Source organism: Azospirillum canadense (genome assembly GCF_025961225.1).
Lineage (GTDB): Bacteria > Pseudomonadota > Alphaproteobacteria > Azospirillales > Azospirillaceae > Azospirillum > Azospirillum canadense.
Genome location: NZ_JAOQNG010000009.1, coordinates 19,722 through 36,991, shown reverse-complemented (window position 1 = coordinate 36,991; position 17,270 = coordinate 19,722). Strand labels below are relative to the sequence as shown.

Below are 17,270 nucleotides of genomic sequence, written 5' to 3'. Positions count from 1 at the left end.
TTTTCTCGTCGGCTTCCGGCGTCAATAGGCCAATGCCGAGTTCGCCTCGAAGCTGGTGATCGGCGGGTAGGCGCGTTCGTCGGTGACCACGTCGAGCAGCGTCGTACGCTCGGCTTGGAACGCCGCTTTCAGGGCCGGAAGGAAATCGTCGGGATGGTCGATGCGAACGCCGTCGCAGCCGCAGGCCCGCGCGATGGCGGCGTGATCGACGGCGGTGAAATCGCAGACGTCGGTATAGGCGCCGAAAGTGACTTTCTCGGCATGCTTCTGATAGCCGAGGATCTGGTTGTTCAGCACCGCCAGCACGACGTGCAGGCCCATGCGGCGGGCGGTTTCCAGCTCCGACCAGACATGGGCGAAGCCGCCGTCGCCGGCGAGGCAGAACACCTTAGCACCCGGCCGTGCCACCTTGGCGCCGAGGGCCAGCGGCAGGCCCCAGCCGAGGCCGGCCAGACCGCGTGGCGTTATAATCCGCTGGCCAGGTTTGCGTGCGGTGAGGAAATTCGCCACCCAGATTGAGGAGTAGCTCGCGTCCGCCACAACGATGGTGTCCTCGTCGATCACGGTGTCGAGGTCGGCCATCAGACGTTCCGGGCGGATCGGCATGGCGGAGGAGGTGGTCTGCGGGGCGGCGGCGGCGCGAGCGGTCCTGCGACCCTCGGCGATGGTGCGCTCCAGCGCCGGCCGTGCGTCGCGGCGGCGGGACAGGTCGTGGCCGGTCAAGGCCTCGCCCAGCGCCGCCAAGGTCACCTTGGCGTCGCCGACCAGCCGCACCGTGGCCTCGTAGTTGCGTCCAATCTCCTGCCCGTCGACGTCGAGGTGGATGTAGGTCGCACCCTTCGGATAGAGGGTCCAGCTGTCCGTACCGTTCTGGTTGGTGCGGTTGCCGATCAGCAGCACCACGTCCGCGTCGGTGACCAGCCGGCGCAGATCACGCGCCATGCCGCGGGTGCCCATGAAATAGCCGACCACCCCGACCGACAGCGGGTGGCGTTCGTCGACCGCGCCCTTGCCCATCACCGTGGTGGCCACCGGAATGCCGGCGGCCTCCTGCAGCGCTGCGAGCTCGGGCGCGGCGTCGGACAGATGGACCCCACCGCCAGCGATGATCAGCGGCCGTTCCGCTTTGGCCAGCAGCACCGCCGCCTCAACGACGCGCTCCGGATCGGCGGCGCTGCGGTCAAGTGGGAACGTCCCCAGGCTCGCGCTCCGCACACCGCTGTCAGCGCCGGGGGTGTCGGCGAACAGGTCCATCGGCACGATCAGCACCGCCGGACCGGGCCGCCCGGACGCCGCCGCGGCGAAGGCCATATCGACATAGTCGTCAATGCGGTCGACGTCGGCCAGCCGCCGGATCCATTTCGCGCAGCCGCGGAACAGTTCCAAGTGGTCGAGCTCCTGGAAGGCATTCCGGTCGGCGAAGGGCCGGCTGACGTCCTGCACCACGGCGACGATGGGGACCGACGCCTTGTAGGCCTCGGCCAGGCCGGGCACCAGCAGAGTGGCGGCCGGGCCGTTCTGGGCGGTGACCACCGGGACCTTGTGGCTGACGCGGGCGTAACCGTCGGCCATCACGGCGCCGGCGTTCTCGGTGCGGTAGCCGATCTGGCGGATGCCGACATTGGGCGCGGCGAGGATCAGGGCGGACGGAATGCTCTGGCCGAAGATGACCTCGACGCCATGCCGGGCCAAGGCCGCGGCGAACAGCTGGGCGCCGGTGCGCCGGTCGTTGATGCGGCTTTCGGCGGGTGTGGGGGAACCCATAGCTCTCTCTCCGAAGGGTGGGCCGCGCTGCTCAGACGACGCGGTCGGATTTCAGGGCCGCGATGTCGGACGGGGCGAGGCGGAGCCACTCTGCCAACACCTCGTCGGTGTGCTGGCCAAGCAGCGGGGGCGGGGTGACGTCCGGCACCTTGCCGCCGACCCGGACCACCGGCCCGCTCATCGGCACACGGCCGGCGGTGGGATGGTCGACCTCGATGATGTTCCGCGCCTCCCGCATGTACGGGTTTGCGGCAACGTCCCCGATGGTGGCGATCCTGGCGCAGGGAAGCTCGGCGGCGCTGAGACGGCTCAGCGCCTCATCCGCGGTCACGCCGGCGACCCAGTCAGCAACCAGCTTTTCCGCCGCGTCCACGTTGGCCATGCGGGCCGAAAGGGTGGCGAAGAGCGGGTCCTCCAGCAGTTCGGGTCGGCCAATCATGGCCACGAACCGCCGGAAGAGCTGATCATTGCCGGCCTGCACCAGGAGCCATGCCCCGTCCGCGGCCTGGAAGGTGTTGGCCGGCGCGGTGTAACGGTCGCGATTGCCCCTGCGGGTCAGCTTCGTGCCGTGCATCAAATATTCTGGCAAGGCGGTCATCAGCAACGAAGCGGCGCTGCCCATCAGACTGACGTCGACCATGTCGCCCTTGCCGGTGACCGCGCGCTTCTGAAGGGCGGCCAGGATTCCGACGGCGGCATAAAGCGCCGTGCTGTAGTCGACGACGAAGGTGCCGGCCATCATCGGTGCCCCGCCCGGGTCACCGGTCAGGTCCATCAGACCGGTGGTGGCCTGGGCGACGCCGTCGAAGCAGGGCCGGCTCGCCATGGAGTTGTTCTGCCCGAAGCCGGAGATCCGCGCCATGACGAGGCGCGGGTTGAGGGCGTGAAGCGCGTCCCAGCCGCAGCCCATGCGCTCCATGGTGCCGGGGCGGAAGTTCTCGATCAGCACATCGGCCTCGCGGCAGCGTGGTGCAGGGATGGGGGACTGGCGGCGGCCTACGGATCGGCGTAGAAGCCATGGCCCGTTGATGCTTGCCCCCACCGTCGCCCGATGCCGTTCAAACACCACGCTGCGCACCGCCACCAGTTCCCTCGCGCCACATACCGTGTGACGAATTGGGCGGCCTATGAGGCCAGTCTGCGCCAGCGTGGCAGCCTGACGATCTGGTTCTGTGAGGAGGCCATTCAGGCCTGGCGCGCCGCCCCGCGGACCACGCGTGGCGGACAGCCGCGCTATTCAGCCGTGGCGATCGAGACGGCGCTGACGCTGCGGGCATTGTTTCACTTGGCCTTCCGCCAGACTGAGGGGCTGATCGGCTCGCTGATGCAGATGTTCCAGCTCGACCTGCCGGTACCGGACCACACCACGCTGAGCCGACGGGCCCGCACTCTGGCCGTGCTCATCCGTCCGCAGACCACTGGCCCACTGCACCTGCTGGTTGACAGCACCGGGCTGAAGCTCAGCGGACCCGGGGAGTGGCTGGTCGAGAAGCACGGCTGCAAAACGCGCCGCTCCTGGCGCAAATTCCACGTCGGCGTCGATGCCGCCAGCGGCCAGATCGTTGCCCTGGAGCTGACCACGCCCGATGTCGATGACGCCTCGCAGGTCGGCCCCTTGCTCGAACAGGTGACCGCCCCGGTGGAGCGGCTGATCGGTGATGGGGCCTACGATCGAACCGACGTGTACGCGGCCGTGGCGGCCCGCCATTCGACAGCGGCGGTGGTTGCCCCACCACGCGCCGATGCCGTGCTCGGCGCGACAGCAGAGACCGCGCCCACCCAACGCGACCGCCACATCCAGGCCATCGCCCGGAACGGACGCATGGGCTGGCAGCGCGCGTCGGGCTACAACGAGCGGGCCAAGGTTGAGGCCGCAATCGGCCGCTACAAACAGGTCATTGGCGATCGCCTGCGCGCCCACAGCGATGAGGGCCGGCGTACCGAGCTCGTGATTGCTGCCAACCTGCTCAACCGCATGTTCGGTTTGGCACGCCCGAGCTATGTCCGCGTCTCTTGAAAAGGCCGGGAACACGGGCGCAGTCCGTCCCCGCTCGCCTCGATGCACCACGCTGCCGCGGCCGCAATGGGGTGTTCATCCCCACCGAAATCGCTTGGGTCGTGGAACGCTCACTGTCTTGGCTCTCCCGCTACCGCCGATTGAACGTCATCGTCGAGCGGACCAAGACCCACCTCATCGCTTTCGTCGAGATCGCCTTCGTTTCCATCCTGTCCAGGCGTCTGCGGCGGCTGACCGCCCAGGACTGCAGCGCCTGACGCCTACAAACAGACACTAAAGGTCGGCCTGGCGGCGGTCGGAACCCGACATGAGGCAAGCGCCACTCCGATGCTGCGGGTGGCGGCCACCGCCTTGGTGGCGATGCGCGCCACCTCGTTGAGGTCGTCCCCGCGCTCCGCCGCCGCACCCGCCGCCTTGTAGGCGTACACGATACCGGCGACACCACGGCGTTTGTGCGCCTCATGCGGCTGGGCGCTAGCGACGTCGTCGGCACCGAGCACGGTCCTGGTGACACCCCCGTCAGCCTCCAGTATCTCGCCCGCCATATCGAAGTTCATGCGGTCGCCGCCGTAGTTGCCGTAGAGGCAGAGCACGCCGCGCCCGCCATCGGCCAGGCGGATGGCGTCGACACAGGAATCGACGTTGGGCCCTTCAAACACGTTGCCGATCGAACAGGTGTCGAGCAGCCCCTTGCCAACATAGCCGGTAAACAGCGGCAGGTGCCCCGATCCGCCGCCAGCCGCGATACCGACCTTGCCGCTGGCCGGCTCGGCGCGCCGGATGACCCGGCCCGCGGCTCCGTCGCGCACCAGGGATGGGTTGGCTGCCGTTAGCCCATCAAGCATCTCGTCAACATAGGCTTCTGGCGCGTTGATCAGCTTCTTCATTGCGTCCTCCCTTGTGGCGCGGCTCGCCCGTCACCGAACCGCCGATTGGCCTGTAGGCGAGGGGCCGCCCCGCACGTTGGTGGTCATCACCGACCGAGTGGTGGCTGCACGGCTTTTCCCGGTCTGCCCAGCCGGGGTGCGACCACGCTCTGACCGGAATGTTGGCCGGGCAAGAGGGGGAGCACCGCCGTCAGACGGCAAGCTGCATTAAAAACGTTTTTCCACGCAATGTTCGTTGGTAGAGCAGATTGGCTGGCCAATCAAGCTCGATTTTGAGGTGCGTGACATTGCGATGCTCCGGCTACGATCGGGAGAGAAGCACCCTATGCGCCCCCGCCATTCGCGCGAAGACATGGCTACTATGCAGTAATCAAACGGTTTTTCTCCGCTTTGGCGCTCCCTTCATCGATAAGCCTTACCCAACCACGGACCGAGTGCGCCTTGACAGTCGCGCATTTTCCATAGAAACCTTTTTATGCTAAGAAGAGCTTGCCCGCACACAAGGCGGAAACGGACACACCACTATGGCGGAGCCATGAAGGATAAGCCGCACTCGCTCAACCAAGCGCTTCCGCAGATCGCATCGGGCTGCATTATCGCGTTGGGTGACAGCCGCTGCGCCGCCCTTCGCACCAGCTCGATCCCAACCGCAGGCCGCTCAAGGTATTGGAGCCAGATCCGTCAAGGGCGCATGCTCGCAGGTGGGCATAACATCGCGCAGACGCTTCGGTTATTGAGCAAGGCGTTCCAGTAAACTTCTGCGGGGATACGAACTACAACCGCCGAAGGATATACAAGGACGGTGGGGAATGGCAGGCACGACGGGGAACAAGCGGCGCGTGACCATCAAGGACGTGGCGGAGGAGTGCGGACTCGCCCTGTCAACCGTGTCCAACGCGCTGACCAATAAGAGCTACGTTACCGACGAAACGCGCCGCAAGGTGCAGGAGACGGCGGCCCGGCTCGGCTACCGCGCGTCGGCCATCGCGCGCGGCCTGCGCATTAACCGCACCTCGGCCATCGGGGTGCTGGTCGCCGATGTTGCCAACCCATCGGTGGTCGATCATCTGCGCGGCATCGACGACGTCACCACGCGGGAGAACCTCAGCGTCGTACTGTGCAACACCGACGATTCGGAAGCTCGCCAGATCATGCTGATGCAGACCCTGCGCGACCGTCAGGTCGATGGCATGCTGCTGCTCTCGCAGCATTGCCGGACTCCGGCCGTGCGTGCCCAGCTCGACGGGGTTCCCTTTGTGCTGATGCACCGCCGGTGCCGCGAGTTCCCCGACCCCTATGTCGGTACGGACAACCGGCAGGCCGTGGAGGTGGCGATGCAACACCTGATCGACCTGGGCCATAGCCGCATCGCCTTCGTCTGCGGCCCGCATGTGTCGAGCACGGTGCAGGAGCGCCTGCACGCCTATCATGAGATCGTCCGCCGCTCCGGGCTTGACACCGACGAACGCCTCGTGGTCGGCGACGACTATGGCATCGAGGCGGGCCACAAGGTGGCGACGGAGCTCTTCGCTCTGGATCCGCGTCCCACGGCGGTCATTGCCGGCAACGACATGACCGCGCTCGGCATTATCGAAGTTGCGCGCGAGCGTGGCATCCGCATCCCCGCCGACATGTCCTTGGTCGGGGCCGACGATATTCCGTTCGCCAAGTTCTCCGGCGTCGACCTCACCACCACCCGGCCACCGCGCCGCAAAATGGGAGTGCGGGTGGCCGAGATGCTGATCCGCCTGATCGAGGGCGAGGACCTCGCCGCTGAGGCTCATATCTTCGCCACGGAACTGGTGGTCCGCGGCTCGACCGGGGCGCCGACCGCCGCAACGCGCCGCACGCGGCGGCGCTCCCGAATCAGTTAACTCGACAGATTGTTCGTGTGAGCAGCGATCAGGGGTTGACGCGGACATAAAATCGTTTTTCTATAGCTCCACACAAGTGTATTGCCGCGCTGGTCGCGGCGGACCCTGGCCCTCTCACAACGTGCGGCAGGTTCATGAAACACAAGCTCACCACCCTTTCCGATGCGATCCGTCGCATTCCATCCGGCAGCCGGGTGGCCTTCGGCGGCAACATCATGCGTCGGCAGCCCAACGCGGCCGTGCGTGAGATCATCCGCCAGGGCATTGGCGATCTCACCGTCTACGCCTTCGCCACCGGGCTGTCGGTGGATATGCTGGCCGCCGCCGGCCTGCTGCGCCGGTACGAAGGCGTCTATGTTGGGTTGTTCTGGCACGGCCTCGCCCCCAGCTTCCGCCGCGCGGTCGAAGCTGGCCGAGTCGAGGTGCGCGATTTCTCCGAGTCCTCGATCGTGGCGCGCTTCCAAGCGGCGTGCAGCGGGCTCAGCTTCATGCCGGTGAAGGCGATCCTCGGCACCGACATGATGGCTCAGGACCCGTCAGTGGTGATGGAAACCACCTGCCCCTTCACCGGGGAGCCCTACGCCGCGGTGCGCGCCATCGCCGCCGAATTCACCATCATGCACGGCTACCGCGCCGACCGCTTTGGCAACGTGCAATGGCCACTGGCGCGCGACGCCGACGACGTCGATCAGATCATCGCACGTGGCTCACGCCGGCTGATCGTGACGGTGGAGGAGATCGTCGAGCATGAGGACATCTTGCGCCAGCCCAACCTGACCTACATCCCGGCCCAATGGGTGGAGGCGGTTGCGCTGGCTCCCTTCGGCGCCCACCCGCTCGCCTGCGATACCGTCCACGACGAGGACGTCGACCACATCCGCGCCTACGCCGAAGCCGGCTCGACGCCGGAGTGCGCGCGGGCCTACCTCGACGCCTATATCCACGCCGGTCCGTCACACGACGACTATCTCGCGCGCTTCGGCGGGCTTGCTGCCCTGCGCGAACGGCTTTCGGTTGCAAGGAGCGACGCGTGAGCACGGATTACACCGTCAACGAGCTGATGGCTGCGGTCATCGCGCGCGAGATCGCTGACGACGATCTCGTCTTCACCGGTGTCGGCACCGCCGGACGCCCCTTCACGCTTGCCGTTGGGCTGCCGGTGGTAGCGACCCGGCTGGCTCAGGCGGCGCACGCGCCGGGCGCATCGCTCTATTGGGGCAACCTGTTGTCTCCCGACCTTGACCGCATGCCGGACAGCTGGCTGCAGGACAGCTTTACCCGCTGGCCCTGCGCCAGCCAGCTCACCGAAACGTCGCAGAAGATCGACATGCTGGCGCGCTGCCGCTTCGACGTGTCCTTCGAATCCGCAGCCCAGGTCGATCGCTACGGCAACCTCAACATCACACGGATCAATCACCCGGACGGCAGCCTGAAGATCCGACTGATCGGCTGCCTGGCGCAGCCCGAACACCTTGCTTTCGTGCGCAAGCCGATCATCGTGGTCGACCTGAGCCACCGCGTCTTCGTCGAGGAGGTCGACTTCGTCACCAGCTTCGGCCACCGGCGCCGGGGAGTGACCCGCGAGCGCTATCTCCTGCCCGGACCGGGCCCGCAGCTCTGCGTCACCGACAAGGCCGTGTTCGATTTCCAAGGCGAGGGCGGCTCGATGCGGGTGCGCTCGCTCCACCACGGAGTGTCGCTCGACGAGGTCTTCGGCCTGATGGGATTCCGACCTGAGGTCGCGGACGATTTGGCGGAAACGCCTCCACCGACCGCGGCTCAGGTCGATCTCATTCGCACGCGCATCGATCCCGGCCGCTCGCTGCTGCGCGCTTAGGACCGGAGGGACCAGACCGGGCGCAAAGATCCGGCCATAGAAACGATTTCATGGAGGAACGATGACCAGACCCCTTGCGGGCCTGAAGGTCCTTGATCTGTCCCGCTACATCGCCGGACCGCATTGCGCGACCGTGTTGGGCGATCTTGGCGCCGACGTGGTGAAAGTCGAGCGGCCCCGGCGCGGCGATGACACCCGCGCCTTCGCCCCGGACCTCGGCGGCGAGAGCGTCTATTACCTGATGTTCAACCGCAGCAAGCGCGGCATCACGCTCGACTTTCGCAATCCCGCCGCCCAGGATCTGCTGCGCCGCCTCGCCCGCGAGGCAGCGTGGTGCATCGAGGCGAGCGGGGACGGACTGCGCCCGTGTTCCCGGCCTTTTCAAGAGACGCGGACATAGCTCGGGCGTGCCAAACCGAACATGCGGTTGAGCAGGTTGGCAGCAATCACGAGCTCGGTACGCCGGCCCTCATCGCTGTGGGCGCGCAGGCGATCGCCAATGACCTGTTTGTAGCGGCCGATTGCGGCCTCAACCTTGGCCCGCTCGTTGTAGCCCGACGCGCGCTGCCAGCCCATGCGTCCGTTCCGGGCGATGGCCTGGATGTGGCGGTCGCGTTGGGTGGGCGCGGTCTCTGCTGTCGCGCCGAGCACGGCATCGGCGCGTGGTGGGGCAACCACCGCCGCTGTCGAATGGCGGGCCGCCACGGCCGCGTACACGTCGGTTCGATCGTAGGCCCCATCACCGATCAGCCGCTCCACCGGGGCGGTCACCTGTTCGAGCAAGGGGCCGACCTGCGAGGCGTCATCGACATCGGGCGTGGTCAGCTCCAGGGCAACGATCTGGCCGCTGGCGGCATCGACGCCGACGTGGAATTTGCGCCAGGAGCGGCGCGTTTTGCAGCCGTGCTTCTCGACCAGCCACTCCCCGGGTCCGCTGAGCTTCAGCCCGGTGCTGTCAACCAGCAGGTGCAGTGGGCCAGTGGTCTGCGGACGGATGAGCACGGCCAGAGTGCGGGCCCGTCGGCTCAGCGTGGTGTGGTCCGGTACCGGCAGGTCGAGCTGGAACATCTGCATCAGCGAGCCGATCAGCCCCTCAGTCTGGCGGAAGGCCAAGTGAAACAATGCCCGCAGCGTCAGCGCCGTCTCGATCGCCACGGCTGAATAGCGCGGCTGTCCGCCACGCGTGGTCCGCGGGGCGGCGCGCCAGGCCTGAATGGCCTCCTCACAGAACCAGATCGTCAGGCTGCCACGCTGGCGCAGACTGGCCTCATAGGCCGCCCAATTCGTCACACGGTATGTGGCGCGAGGGAACTGGTGGCGGTGCGCAGCGTGGTGTTTGAACGGCATCGGGCGACGGTGGGGGCAAGCATCAACGGGCCATGGCTTCTACGCCGATCCGTAGGCCGCCGCCAGTCCCCCATCCCTGCACCACGCTGCTGGGTGGCGTTCATGGCGAAGCCGCGCTCCATCATCGCCACGACCGCCGGATCCATGCGCGCACGGTTGCCTGCCAACCGATCGCCGAAATAGCCGCTCATGAACACGCACCAGACATCGAACCACTGGTCGTTCACTGCCCGTGTCCAGGGGATCGCCACCTCATCCACCACGGCGCCCGCGGCGCGCAGTGCCCGCACTGCGTCGCGCACCACCACTTCGACCCCGGGCTGCACCTCGTAGTAGCCAAGGTCGATCGACAGGGCAAAGCGGCAGCCGCGCAGATCACCGGGCGGTTTGCCCGCTCGCGCCCGATCGCCGGAGAAGGCCAGCGGCAGAGACCCGATGTCCTCGTCGCTCGGTCCGGACGCAACCTCCATGAAAGCGATGGCGTCCTCCACCGTCCGGGCGAGCGGGCCGAAATGGGAGATGTTGTCAAACAGGCTGGGCAGGATGGTCATCGGGATCCGGCCCAGGCTGGGCTTCAGTCCAACGACGCCGCACAGCGCGGCCGGGATGCGCACCGACCCGCCCATGTCGGTCCCTTCGGCGAAGGGGACCACCCCCGCAGCGACTGCCACCGCCGAGCCCCCCGACGACCCGCCGGAGGTACGGTCCGGATTCCAGGGGTTGCGCGTCACACCCCAGCGCGGACTGGTCGTGAAGCTGGAATAGGCGAACTCGGGCGTCGTGGTCTTTCCGATCAGGATGGCGCCCGCCTGCTCAAGCCGCTGGATGCACAGGGCGCTCTCCGTCGGCGTCCAGTCCACCGTCCAGGAGCCGAGCGTGGTCAGGTCTCCGGCGGTTGGGGTGAGGTCCTTGGCAACGAAGGGCACCCCGTGCAATGGACCGGTCATCTCGCCCGCTCGACCGCTTGATCGGCCCGGCGGGCGGCGTCGAGCGCACGCTCTTCGCGCAACAGCGTGAAGGGGTTGAGTGGCCCGACCAGTGCCCTGGCGCGGCTGAGAGCCTCGGTCACGGCCAACTCAGCGCGAATGCGCCCTGACCGGATGCCGGCGGCGATGGTCGTGGCGGCTTGATCGAGTGGATGCCAGTCACCTGGAGTGGACGACGTCATGACGGAGCCATGGTGGTGAAACGAGCGGATAGGCTCGACGACCGCCGGAAAAGGACCGTGGTTCCCAATCGACGTGATTGGCCGAGTGTCCGCGTGTTGAACACGGCGAGGCTACGCAGCCGCGGCCGGAAAATGGCAGCTCCGCCCGAACCGTTCCGCCACAACGGCCTGTGGAGAAACGGCGATGAACGCGGCGTTACGCCCATCACCGTCGCCGTTCCACAACGACCCCGCCCATCACACCGCGACGAAATGGCCCGGGCCAACCTCGTGGTAATGCCGCCGCGGCGGAACATAGTCCAGCGGCCGGATCGGCGACGGCAGGTCCCGCGCCGGCCGAGCGATGCGGCTGCGGCGATCCTCGGCGGCGACCGGATGCGGCACCGCCTGCAGAAGGCTTTGCGTGTACTCGTGCACCGGGTTGCCAATCACCGCCTCGCGCGGACCAATCTCGACGATTTCGCCGAGGTACATCACAGCGACGCGGTGGCTGATCCGCTCGACGACCGCGATGTCGTGGCTGATGAACAGGTAGGACAAGCCGAACTCCCGTTGCAGGTCGATCATCAGGTCGACCACCTGCGACTTGACCGACACGTCCAGCGCCGAAACCGCCTCGTCGGCGATGACCAGCTTGGGGTTCAGCATGAGGGCACGAGCAATGCAAATCCTCTGTCTCTGGCCGCCGGAGAATTCGTGCGGAAGCCGGGAAACCATCGACGCTTCGAGCCCAACCCGCTCCAGCAGCCCTTCCGCTTTCTTCCGCGCTTCGGCACGCGTCGCCAGGCCATGGCAGAGGAGTGGTTCGGCCAGGATCTCGCCAACATTCTGATGAGGATCGAGAGAACTGAAGGGATCTTGGAAAATCATCTGCACGCTGCGGCGCAGGTGGGACACCTCGGCCCGGTTGTTGCCACGCACCGGCCGGCCGTTGAAAACGATCTCCCCTTCCTGCGGTGGATTGAGAAACAGAACGCTGCGCCCGGTCGTCGACTTGCCGCACCCGGACTCGCCCACGAACGAGAGCGTTTCGCCCGGTGCGATGTCGAAGCTGACGCGCTCGACCGCGTGCACACGACCGACCGCGCGACGGAACGCACCCCCGCGAATGGGAAACCGCGTGACGAGGTTGCGCACGCTGAGGATCGGTTGGTCACGTCCGCCTGCCGGCGGTTCGGGAAGCGAGGTTCGGCGCTGCCCGAGCCGCGGCACCGCCTCGATCAACATCTTCGAATAGGGGGCCTGCGGCCGTTCGAAGATCTCCCGCACCGTGCCGGTCTCGACCGCCTCCCCTTTCCGCATCACCATGACACGGTCCGCCGTGGTCGCGACGACGCCCATGTCATGCGTGACGAAGAGAATGGCCGTGCCCGTTTCTCGCTGAAGCTCGTTGAGCAGATCAAGAATCTGCGCCTGGATGGTGACGTCCAAGGCGGTCGTCGGTTCGTCGGCGATCAACAGCTTGGGCGAACACGCGAGCGCGATCGCGATCATGATGCGCTGGCGCATCCCGCCCGAAAACATGTGCGGATACTGGTGGAAGCGGCGCCGTGCATCGGGAATTCGCACCCGGTCGAACAGGCGGATGCCCTCTTCGGTGGCCTCCGCGTCGCTGAGGGGCTTGTGCTGGCGCAGCATCTCCTTGATCTGGGTGCCGGCGGTGAGCACGGGGTTGAGGCTCATCATCGGCTCTTGGAAGATCATGCTGGCGACGCGCCCGCGCACGCCGCGCAGGGTGCGCTCGCTCGCCCCCACGATTTCCGTACCGCCCAGACGGATTGAGCCCCCGATCTGCGCAAGGTTCTTCGGCAGCAGCCCCATGATCGCCATCGACGTCATGCTCTTGCCCGAGCCGGACTCGCCCACCACCGCCAGCGTCTCGCCGGCGTTGATGTGAAAGCTGACGTCGGAGATGATGCGCTGAGTGCCAATGGCCACGCTCAGGTTGCGCACGTCCAGAACGGGAGCGCCGGCGTTGTCAGCCATCGCGCCGTTCCTCCCCAAGGCGACAGCCGTGACCGTCATTGCGCCGTTCCTCCCGATGACTGTTGGAAGCCAGCCTGCGCCCGCGACCGTTCCGAGCTTGGCGCCCACGTCCGCTTCTCAAGATCATAGATCGCCGACAGCGTTTCGGGGGCGATCGGCATGCCGTGGCGGTGGGCACGCGCCACGCTTTCCTTCGCATCGACGATCTCGACGCGGTCAAGCTCCGGCGGCAGGGCAATGGCGTGCCGCGTGGCGAGGAGCACCAGCTCGTCGGTCGCCAGCGCAGCGCTCCACGCCGCGCGCGCCGCTGCGACCAGGTCGGGGGCTGCGGAGGCGAGCGCTGCCTCGAGCGAGGACAGGTCCGCGCCTCTCACGATCTTCGGCGTGCCATCGTTGGTTTCCAGTGTCCAGCTCTTCCCTTGGGGGTCGGTGACGATGGCGAGGCAGGTCAGCCCGTAGTCCGCGCCGACCAGAAGAATGGCGGGAATCAGTTCTGGATCGGTCGACCCGCGGATCGCACATCGCAGGCATCCGGTTTGCGGCGCGCGCGCGCCGAGAAGGTCCATCGTCGCGGGCCCGACCTCGAGCAGCGACAAGCCACCGGCGTCAATGTCCAGCCCGGCGTCGGTTTCGCCGAAGCGCGCGCTGCCCGCGGCGCGATCCTTCCCACGGCTGATCTGGTCCAGAATTTCCGGCGCCATCGCCGCCGCCGTGGCGACGATGTGGGAGGCGCGATCCGCCACACCGAAGGGGTAGCGGAGGGCACGGAGCGACCACGGCAGGACGCGCGTGAGTTCCGAATATGCGACGGTCATGACATCCTTCACTGTGCAGTCTCACGCAGTTTTGCGACGCACGGCGGAGCGTTTCCGCCGGCCGCTGTCCCCGTCCTCACATCCTCCGGCAGCGGCGTGCCCTGGAAAAAGGTTCCCCGCACGTAGCGGATGCTCAAGGGCGTCGCGAACCGGATTCCAAGCGAGGCCAGAAAGAACCGAATGAGATGCGCCGGGAGGAAATCACGATCCGCCAGACCGTTGCGGATCTCCGCGTAGGGCAGCCCGTCAAGGTACTGAACGCGGGAAATCGCGAAATGCAGCTCCGGATGGCGGAACACGACCTCGCCGGCCGTGACCGTGTCGTCGTAGCTCGCCAGGACGGAGGCCAAGCGCTGGATCAGCCCAACGTGGTCGATGAAGGATTCGAACTCCTCGTGCGGATCGATGATCCGGTCGCCCCGCCGCTGTTCGCCGTGATCCTCGGAATGATACCAGAAGTGCTGGTGACTCGTCGCCAACGTCCGATCGGTGCGCAAGGCCCACGGGTAGTTGCGGCGGAGGACGGTGCGCAGGTCGCCCACCGTCGCCTGTGGCTTCAACTGCCGTTGCCGCGCCGCGCCGATGACAAGATAGGGGGCGATCGCGTCGCAGAAATCGGGCACGAGGTCGAGCAGAAGGCTGTTGAACTGTTCGCGCGTCTCGCCGTCGACGGCCGACGCGACGCGTTCGGCGACATCGCCCCAGCACCCCTCGGTCGTCTCGTCCACCCAGTCAGAGATCATGCGCAGGTCGGCGGCGAGCACAGTGTTCGGCGTCACGTAGTCTTCGCTCTGCGGCTCCAAGCGATCGTAGAGCCCTGCGGTTTTCGTGATGAGCTGCGTCAGCGTCGTCCGTGTCTCGGCCGTCACCGGGCGGCTTTTGGCGTACGCGAGCGCCAGCTCGCGCACGGTCACCCACGTCGACACCCAATGCGGCCAGCGCTGCAGCGCCACGCACATGCCCTGCCCGGAGGAATTGCCGATGCCGAGTTGACGCGCGATCCCGGTCGCCAACTGCGCCGCGTTGGGGTTGCGCGTGCGGGCAACGGCGTTGACCAGATCGATGGACACGAGCCGGACCAGATAGATCGCAAAGAGATCGGCAAAAAACGGATGGCACAACGGGTGATCGGCCGGAATCCCCTGATAGGAGATCGACCCGTTGCGACCACTGCTTTGGAACCCGCCGTTGCGCATCAGATATTGGGCGCCTTGCCCCAGCTCCGGCTGTTCGCCACGCGCGAGGGCTTGGACCACCTCATCGAAGAACCGGCTGCTGCGGTTGGCGGGCGTCCAACCGATGACATCCGCATCGGTGCGCATCGCATCGACATCGCGCAGGTCGAACACCTCGAACTCGCGCGCGATCCGGGCCTCATCGGCGAGGCCCAGGAACAGCGCCCCGAACATGTCCCGATTGGCACCGTCCGACCGCCGGCCAACCTTCTCCTTTCCGTCCCAAGGGTAAGCGCGCGCGATGTAGGTGAAGGCATGACCGTTCGCGTCGATGCGGTAGACGAAACGGCCCGCGCCCTCCTCGTCGCATTCGCCGGACAGCCGCTGAATCGACCAGCGTTCGTTGATCATCCGACGGAGCAGCAGGTCGGCGAAGCTCAGCCGGGACGCTTTCATGCAGCGCAGCGTTTCGACCGACATCACCGTGTCGGGCGGTCGCAGCCAGCCGCGGACCTCGTCCGCCCCGGCGCTGCCGACGAATTCCCGCAGCCGGTCCTCCAAGAAGCCGGGCAGAGTCAGACTGTACGCAGAATCCGACATGATTTTTTCTCGACTGATGGGTGTGGAGGTGGCGGCGCGGGTCATTTCTTGGTCGATCCGACAAGGTGGAACGTGAACACCGTCAGAGCGACCGCTGCGCCCGGCCCGAGGCTCAAGAGAGGCAGGATGGGGAGGAAGCTCGCGCCATCGCGCACCATGCCACCCCAATCCGGCGCGGGCGGCGGCACCCCGAGGCCCAGATAGCTGAGGCTGGCGGAGGTGAAGATCGCGTAGGACACCTTGATCGCGAGCTGGCCCAGGATCACGCGCGTGACGTTGGGCAGGATGTGATGGCGGATGATCCAGGCGGAGCTCGCCCCGGTCGCGCGCGCCGCCTCGACGAACAGCATCTCACGCACCACGAAGACCTGACCGCGCACGAGGCGGGCAACCGTTGGAGCCGTGACCACGCCGAGCGTGATCGCCAGGTTGGCCACGGTGGCCCCGAGCATCGCGGTGATGATGAGAGCCAGAACGAGGCCCGGCAGGGCGACGAAGAGGTCGATGATCTGCACCAGGACCAGGTCCACCCGTCCGCGGAAATAGCCGGCCGCGAGCCCGATCGGCGTGCCGACGAGCACCGCGACGATCGCCGAGGCGGCGCCGACCTGCAGCGAGACCCGTGTGCCGTAGATGATGCGCGACAACACGTCCCGGCCAAGGCTGTCGGTGCCGAAGAGATGATCCGCTGACGGCGGCGCGAGGACATCGACGCTCGCCGCAACGGGATCATACGGGGCGATGAGCGGCGCGAAGGCGACAACCGCGGCAATGATCGCCAGCAGGACCAGCCCGAGAATGCGGCTGAAGGAAAGGGTGCGCATGGTCGACCTCCTAAGCGACGGTCCGGACGGTCGGGTTGACCAGGCCGTAGGCCAGATCCGCGAGCAAATTCATGACCATCACGCCGACGATGATCACCAGGCCGACGGCCAGCATTACGGGGAAGTCCCGCGCGGCGATGGCGCTGACGAGAAGCCGCCCCATCCCCGGCATCGAAAACACCGTCTCGACGACCACGGCCCCGCCGACCAACTGCCCGAGCGAAAGGCCCGCATAGGTGATGAGCGGCAGGATCGAGTTGGGCAGAATGTGGCGGAAGGAGATGCGCGTCTCCGACAGCCCCTTCGACCGGGCGACCTGGACGAAGAGACTGCTCTGCACCGCCCGATATTCGCTGACGTAGATGAGCGTGAAGGTGCTGAAGTAGAAGTTCGTCAGCGTCAGCACCGGCATCACCATGTGCTCAAGATGCGCGAGCACGCCGTCGCTCCAGGGCGCCCAGCCGGTGGTCGGCAACAGGCGCAGCTCCACGGACAGGACGTAGATGAGGAGCAACCCCAGGAAGAAGTTCGGGATGGTGATCCCGACGAGGCTGATCACCGAATTGAGGCTCTGCACGGTCCGGCGCAGCACCGGAAACGAATTCATGAGCGGAGCGAAGATGAACGCGATGACGATCGCCCACAGCGCCAGTTCCAGCGTCAGCGGCAGGGCGTGCACGATCATCGAGCCGACGGATTCCTGTGTGGCGTACGAGCGCCCGAAGTCCCCCGAGAAGGCGTTTTCCATCCAGCGCAGGTAGCGCGTGAGCAATGGCCCGTCGAAGCCGAGGCGGGCGTTGAGTTCCGCCACCGCCTCCGGGGATGCCTCCTCGCCAAGCATGATCGCGGCCGGCGTGCCGAGAAACGTGGTGACACAGGCAAACAGCAGGAACGTCAGGATGATGACGTTCGGGATCATCATGAGAACGCGGAAACCGATGAAGGCGAGCATGGCATCCCTTCGCGAAGCTGGGTG

At 66.6% G+C, this 17,270-nt stretch carries 17 protein-coding genes; 6 read left to right on the top strand and 11 right to left on the bottom strand.

Features of this window, described 5'->3' with window-relative positions:
- Window positions 1–21: 21 nt before the first annotated feature.
- Together M2351_RS34575 and M2351_RS34570 are read right to left on the bottom strand one after the other, a co-directional pair.
- Entirely contained in the window at window positions 22–1,764 is a 1,743-nt protein-coding gene (locus tag M2351_RS34575; RefSeq protein ID WP_264660550.1) for an acetolactate synthase catalytic subunit, read from the bottom strand.
- A gap of 31 nt (window positions 1,765–1,795) precedes the next feature.
- On the bottom strand, window positions 1,796–2,713 hold the full coding sequence (locus M2351_RS34570; RefSeq protein WP_264660549.1) for a CaiB/BaiF CoA transferase family protein: 918 nt from the start codon (window positions 2,711–2,713) through the stop codon (window positions 1,796–1,798).
- Between the two features lie 102 nt (window positions 2,714–2,815).
- Between M2351_RS34570 and M2351_RS34565 the strand changes: the two genes are divergently transcribed.
- Both M2351_RS34565 and M2351_RS34560 read left to right on the top strand, forming a co-directional pair.
- Window positions 2,816–3,781, top strand: a complete 966-nt coding sequence (locus tag M2351_RS34565; RefSeq protein WP_264660542.1) for an IS5 family transposase — start codon at window positions 2,816–2,818, stop codon at window positions 3,779–3,781.
- Window positions 3,782–3,882: 101 nt separating this feature from the next.
- A complete protein-coding gene (locus tag M2351_RS34560) occupies window positions 3,883–4,038 on the top strand; it encodes a hypothetical protein (RefSeq protein ID WP_264660548.1) in 156 nt (51 codons plus the stop codon).
- 3 nt (window positions 4,039–4,041) lie between these two features.
- Here the strand turns inward: M2351_RS34560 and M2351_RS34555 are convergent, their stop codons facing one another.
- A complete protein-coding gene (locus tag M2351_RS34555) occupies window positions 4,042–4,668 on the bottom strand; it encodes a dihydroxyacetone kinase subunit DhaK (protein WP_264660547.1) in 627 nt (208 codons plus the stop codon).
- 809 nt (window positions 4,669–5,477) lie between these two features.
- On the opposite strand from M2351_RS34555, the gene M2351_RS34550 reads away from it, so the two are divergent.
- The 4 genes from M2351_RS34550 to M2351_RS34535 all read left to right on the top strand — a co-directional run bounded on the left by M2351_RS34550 (window position 5,478) and on the right by M2351_RS34535 (window position 8,779).
- On the top strand, window positions 5,478–6,542 hold the full coding sequence (locus tag M2351_RS34550) for a LacI family DNA-binding transcriptional regulator (protein WP_264660546.1): 1,065 nt from the start codon (window positions 5,478–5,480) through the stop codon (window positions 6,540–6,542).
- 134 nt (window positions 6,543–6,676) lie between these two features.
- A complete protein-coding gene (locus M2351_RS34545; protein ID WP_264660545.1) occupies window positions 6,677–7,576 on the top strand; it encodes a CoA transferase subunit A in 900 nt (299 codons plus the stop codon).
- Window positions 7,573–8,379 (top strand): CoA-transferase subunit beta, encoded by an 807-nt coding sequence (locus tag M2351_RS34540; protein ID WP_264660544.1) that lies wholly within the window; start codon window positions 7,573–7,575, stop codon window positions 8,377–8,379. The genes M2351_RS34545 and M2351_RS34540 overlap by 4 nt, the downstream gene beginning before the upstream one ends.
- A 61-nt stretch (window positions 8,380–8,440) precedes the next feature.
- Window positions 8,441–8,779, top strand: coding sequence for a CoA transferase (locus M2351_RS34535; protein WP_264660543.1), 339 nt, complete (start codon window positions 8,441–8,443; stop codon window positions 8,777–8,779).
- On the opposite strand, the gene M2351_RS34530 is transcribed toward M2351_RS34535, so the two are convergent.
- The 8 genes from M2351_RS34530 to M2351_RS34495 form a co-directional block, all read right to left on the bottom strand.
- On the bottom strand, window positions 8,761–9,726 hold the full coding sequence (locus tag M2351_RS34530; RefSeq protein ID WP_264660542.1) for an IS5 family transposase: 966 nt from the start codon (window positions 9,724–9,726) through the stop codon (window positions 8,761–8,763). The two genes, M2351_RS34535 and M2351_RS34530, sit on opposite strands and share 19 nt — an antisense overlap.
- Window positions 9,666–10,673: an amidase gene (locus M2351_RS34525; protein ID WP_264660541.1), complete on the bottom strand. Its 1,008-nt coding sequence runs from the start codon at window positions 10,671–10,673 to the stop codon at window positions 9,666–9,668. The genes M2351_RS34530 and M2351_RS34525 overlap by 61 nt, the downstream gene beginning before the upstream one ends.
- The gene (locus tag M2351_RS34520) at window positions 10,670–10,795 is read right to left on the bottom strand and encodes a hypothetical protein (RefSeq protein ID WP_264660540.1); all 126 of its coding nucleotides are present in this window, start codon (window positions 10,793–10,795) and stop codon (window positions 10,670–10,672) included. The genes M2351_RS34525 and M2351_RS34520 overlap by 4 nt, the downstream gene beginning before the upstream one ends.
- 336 nt (window positions 10,796–11,131) lie before the next feature.
- Window positions 11,132–12,880: an ABC transporter ATP-binding protein gene (locus M2351_RS34515; RefSeq protein ID WP_264660539.1), complete on the bottom strand. Its 1,749-nt coding sequence runs from the start codon at window positions 12,878–12,880 to the stop codon at window positions 11,132–11,134.
- Between the two features lie 35 nt (window positions 12,881–12,915).
- Window positions 12,916–13,695, bottom strand: coding sequence for a hypothetical protein (locus M2351_RS34510; protein ID WP_264660538.1), 780 nt, complete (start codon window positions 13,693–13,695; stop codon window positions 12,916–12,918).
- A gap of 8 nt (window positions 13,696–13,703) precedes the next feature.
- Complete coding sequence (locus M2351_RS34505; protein WP_264660537.1) at window positions 13,704–15,515, bottom strand: hypothetical protein; 1,812 nt, start codon at window positions 15,513–15,515, stop codon at window positions 13,704–13,706.
- Window positions 15,512–16,294, bottom strand: a complete 783-nt coding sequence (locus tag M2351_RS34500; RefSeq protein WP_264660536.1) for an ABC transporter permease — start codon at window positions 16,292–16,294, stop codon at window positions 15,512–15,514. The genes M2351_RS34505 and M2351_RS34500 overlap by 4 nt, the downstream gene beginning before the upstream one ends.
- Window positions 16,295–16,304: 10 nt before the next feature.
- Complete coding sequence (locus M2351_RS34495) at window positions 16,305–17,246, bottom strand: ABC transporter permease (protein WP_264660535.1); 942 nt, start codon at window positions 17,244–17,246, stop codon at window positions 16,305–16,307.
- Window positions 17,247–17,270 lie beyond the last annotated feature (24 nt).

Bases quoted from the DNA above. Each gene is read 5' to 3' on its own strand.
- M2351_RS34575 (WP_264660550.1), bottom strand. From the start codon at position 1,764: ATGGGTTCCCCCACACCCGCCGAAAGCCGCATCAACGACCGGCGCACC.
- M2351_RS34565 (WP_264660542.1), top strand. From the start codon at position 2,816: ATGCCGTTCAAACACCACGCTGCGCACCGCCACCAGTTCCCTCGCGCC.
- M2351_RS34555 (WP_264660547.1), bottom strand. From the start codon at position 4,668: ATGAAGAAGCTGATCAACGCGCCAGAAGCCTATGTTGACGAGATGCTT.
- M2351_RS34550 (WP_264660546.1), top strand. From the start codon at position 5,478: ATGGCAGGCACGACGGGGAACAAGCGGCGCGTGACCATCAAGGACGTG.
- M2351_RS34545 (WP_264660545.1), top strand. From the start codon at position 6,677: ATGAAACACAAGCTCACCACCCTTTCCGATGCGATCCGTCGCATTCCA.
- M2351_RS34535 (WP_264660543.1), top strand. From the start codon at position 8,441: ATGACCAGACCCCTTGCGGGCCTGAAGGTCCTTGATCTGTCCCGCTAC.
- M2351_RS34530 (WP_264660542.1), bottom strand. From the start codon at position 9,726: ATGCCGTTCAAACACCACGCTGCGCACCGCCACCAGTTCCCTCGCGCC.
- M2351_RS34525 (WP_264660541.1), bottom strand. From the start codon at position 10,673: ATGACCGGTCCATTGCACGGGGTGCCCTTCGTTGCCAAGGACCTCACC.
- M2351_RS34515 (WP_264660539.1), bottom strand. From the start codon at position 12,880: ATGGCTGACAACGCCGGCGCTCCCGTTCTGGACGTGCGCAACCTGAGC.
- M2351_RS34510 (WP_264660538.1), bottom strand. From the start codon at position 13,695: ATGACCGTCGCATATTCGGAACTCACGCGCGTCCTGCCGTGGTCGCTC.
- M2351_RS34505 (WP_264660537.1), bottom strand. From the start codon at position 15,515: ATGACCCGCGCCGCCACCTCCACACCCATCAGTCGAGAAAAAATCATG.
- M2351_RS34500 (WP_264660536.1), bottom strand. From the start codon at position 16,294: ATGCGCACCCTTTCCTTCAGCCGCATTCTCGGGCTGGTCCTGCTGGCG.
- M2351_RS34495 (WP_264660535.1), bottom strand. From the start codon at position 17,246: ATGCTCGCCTTCATCGGTTTCCGCGTTCTCATGATGATCCCGAACGTC.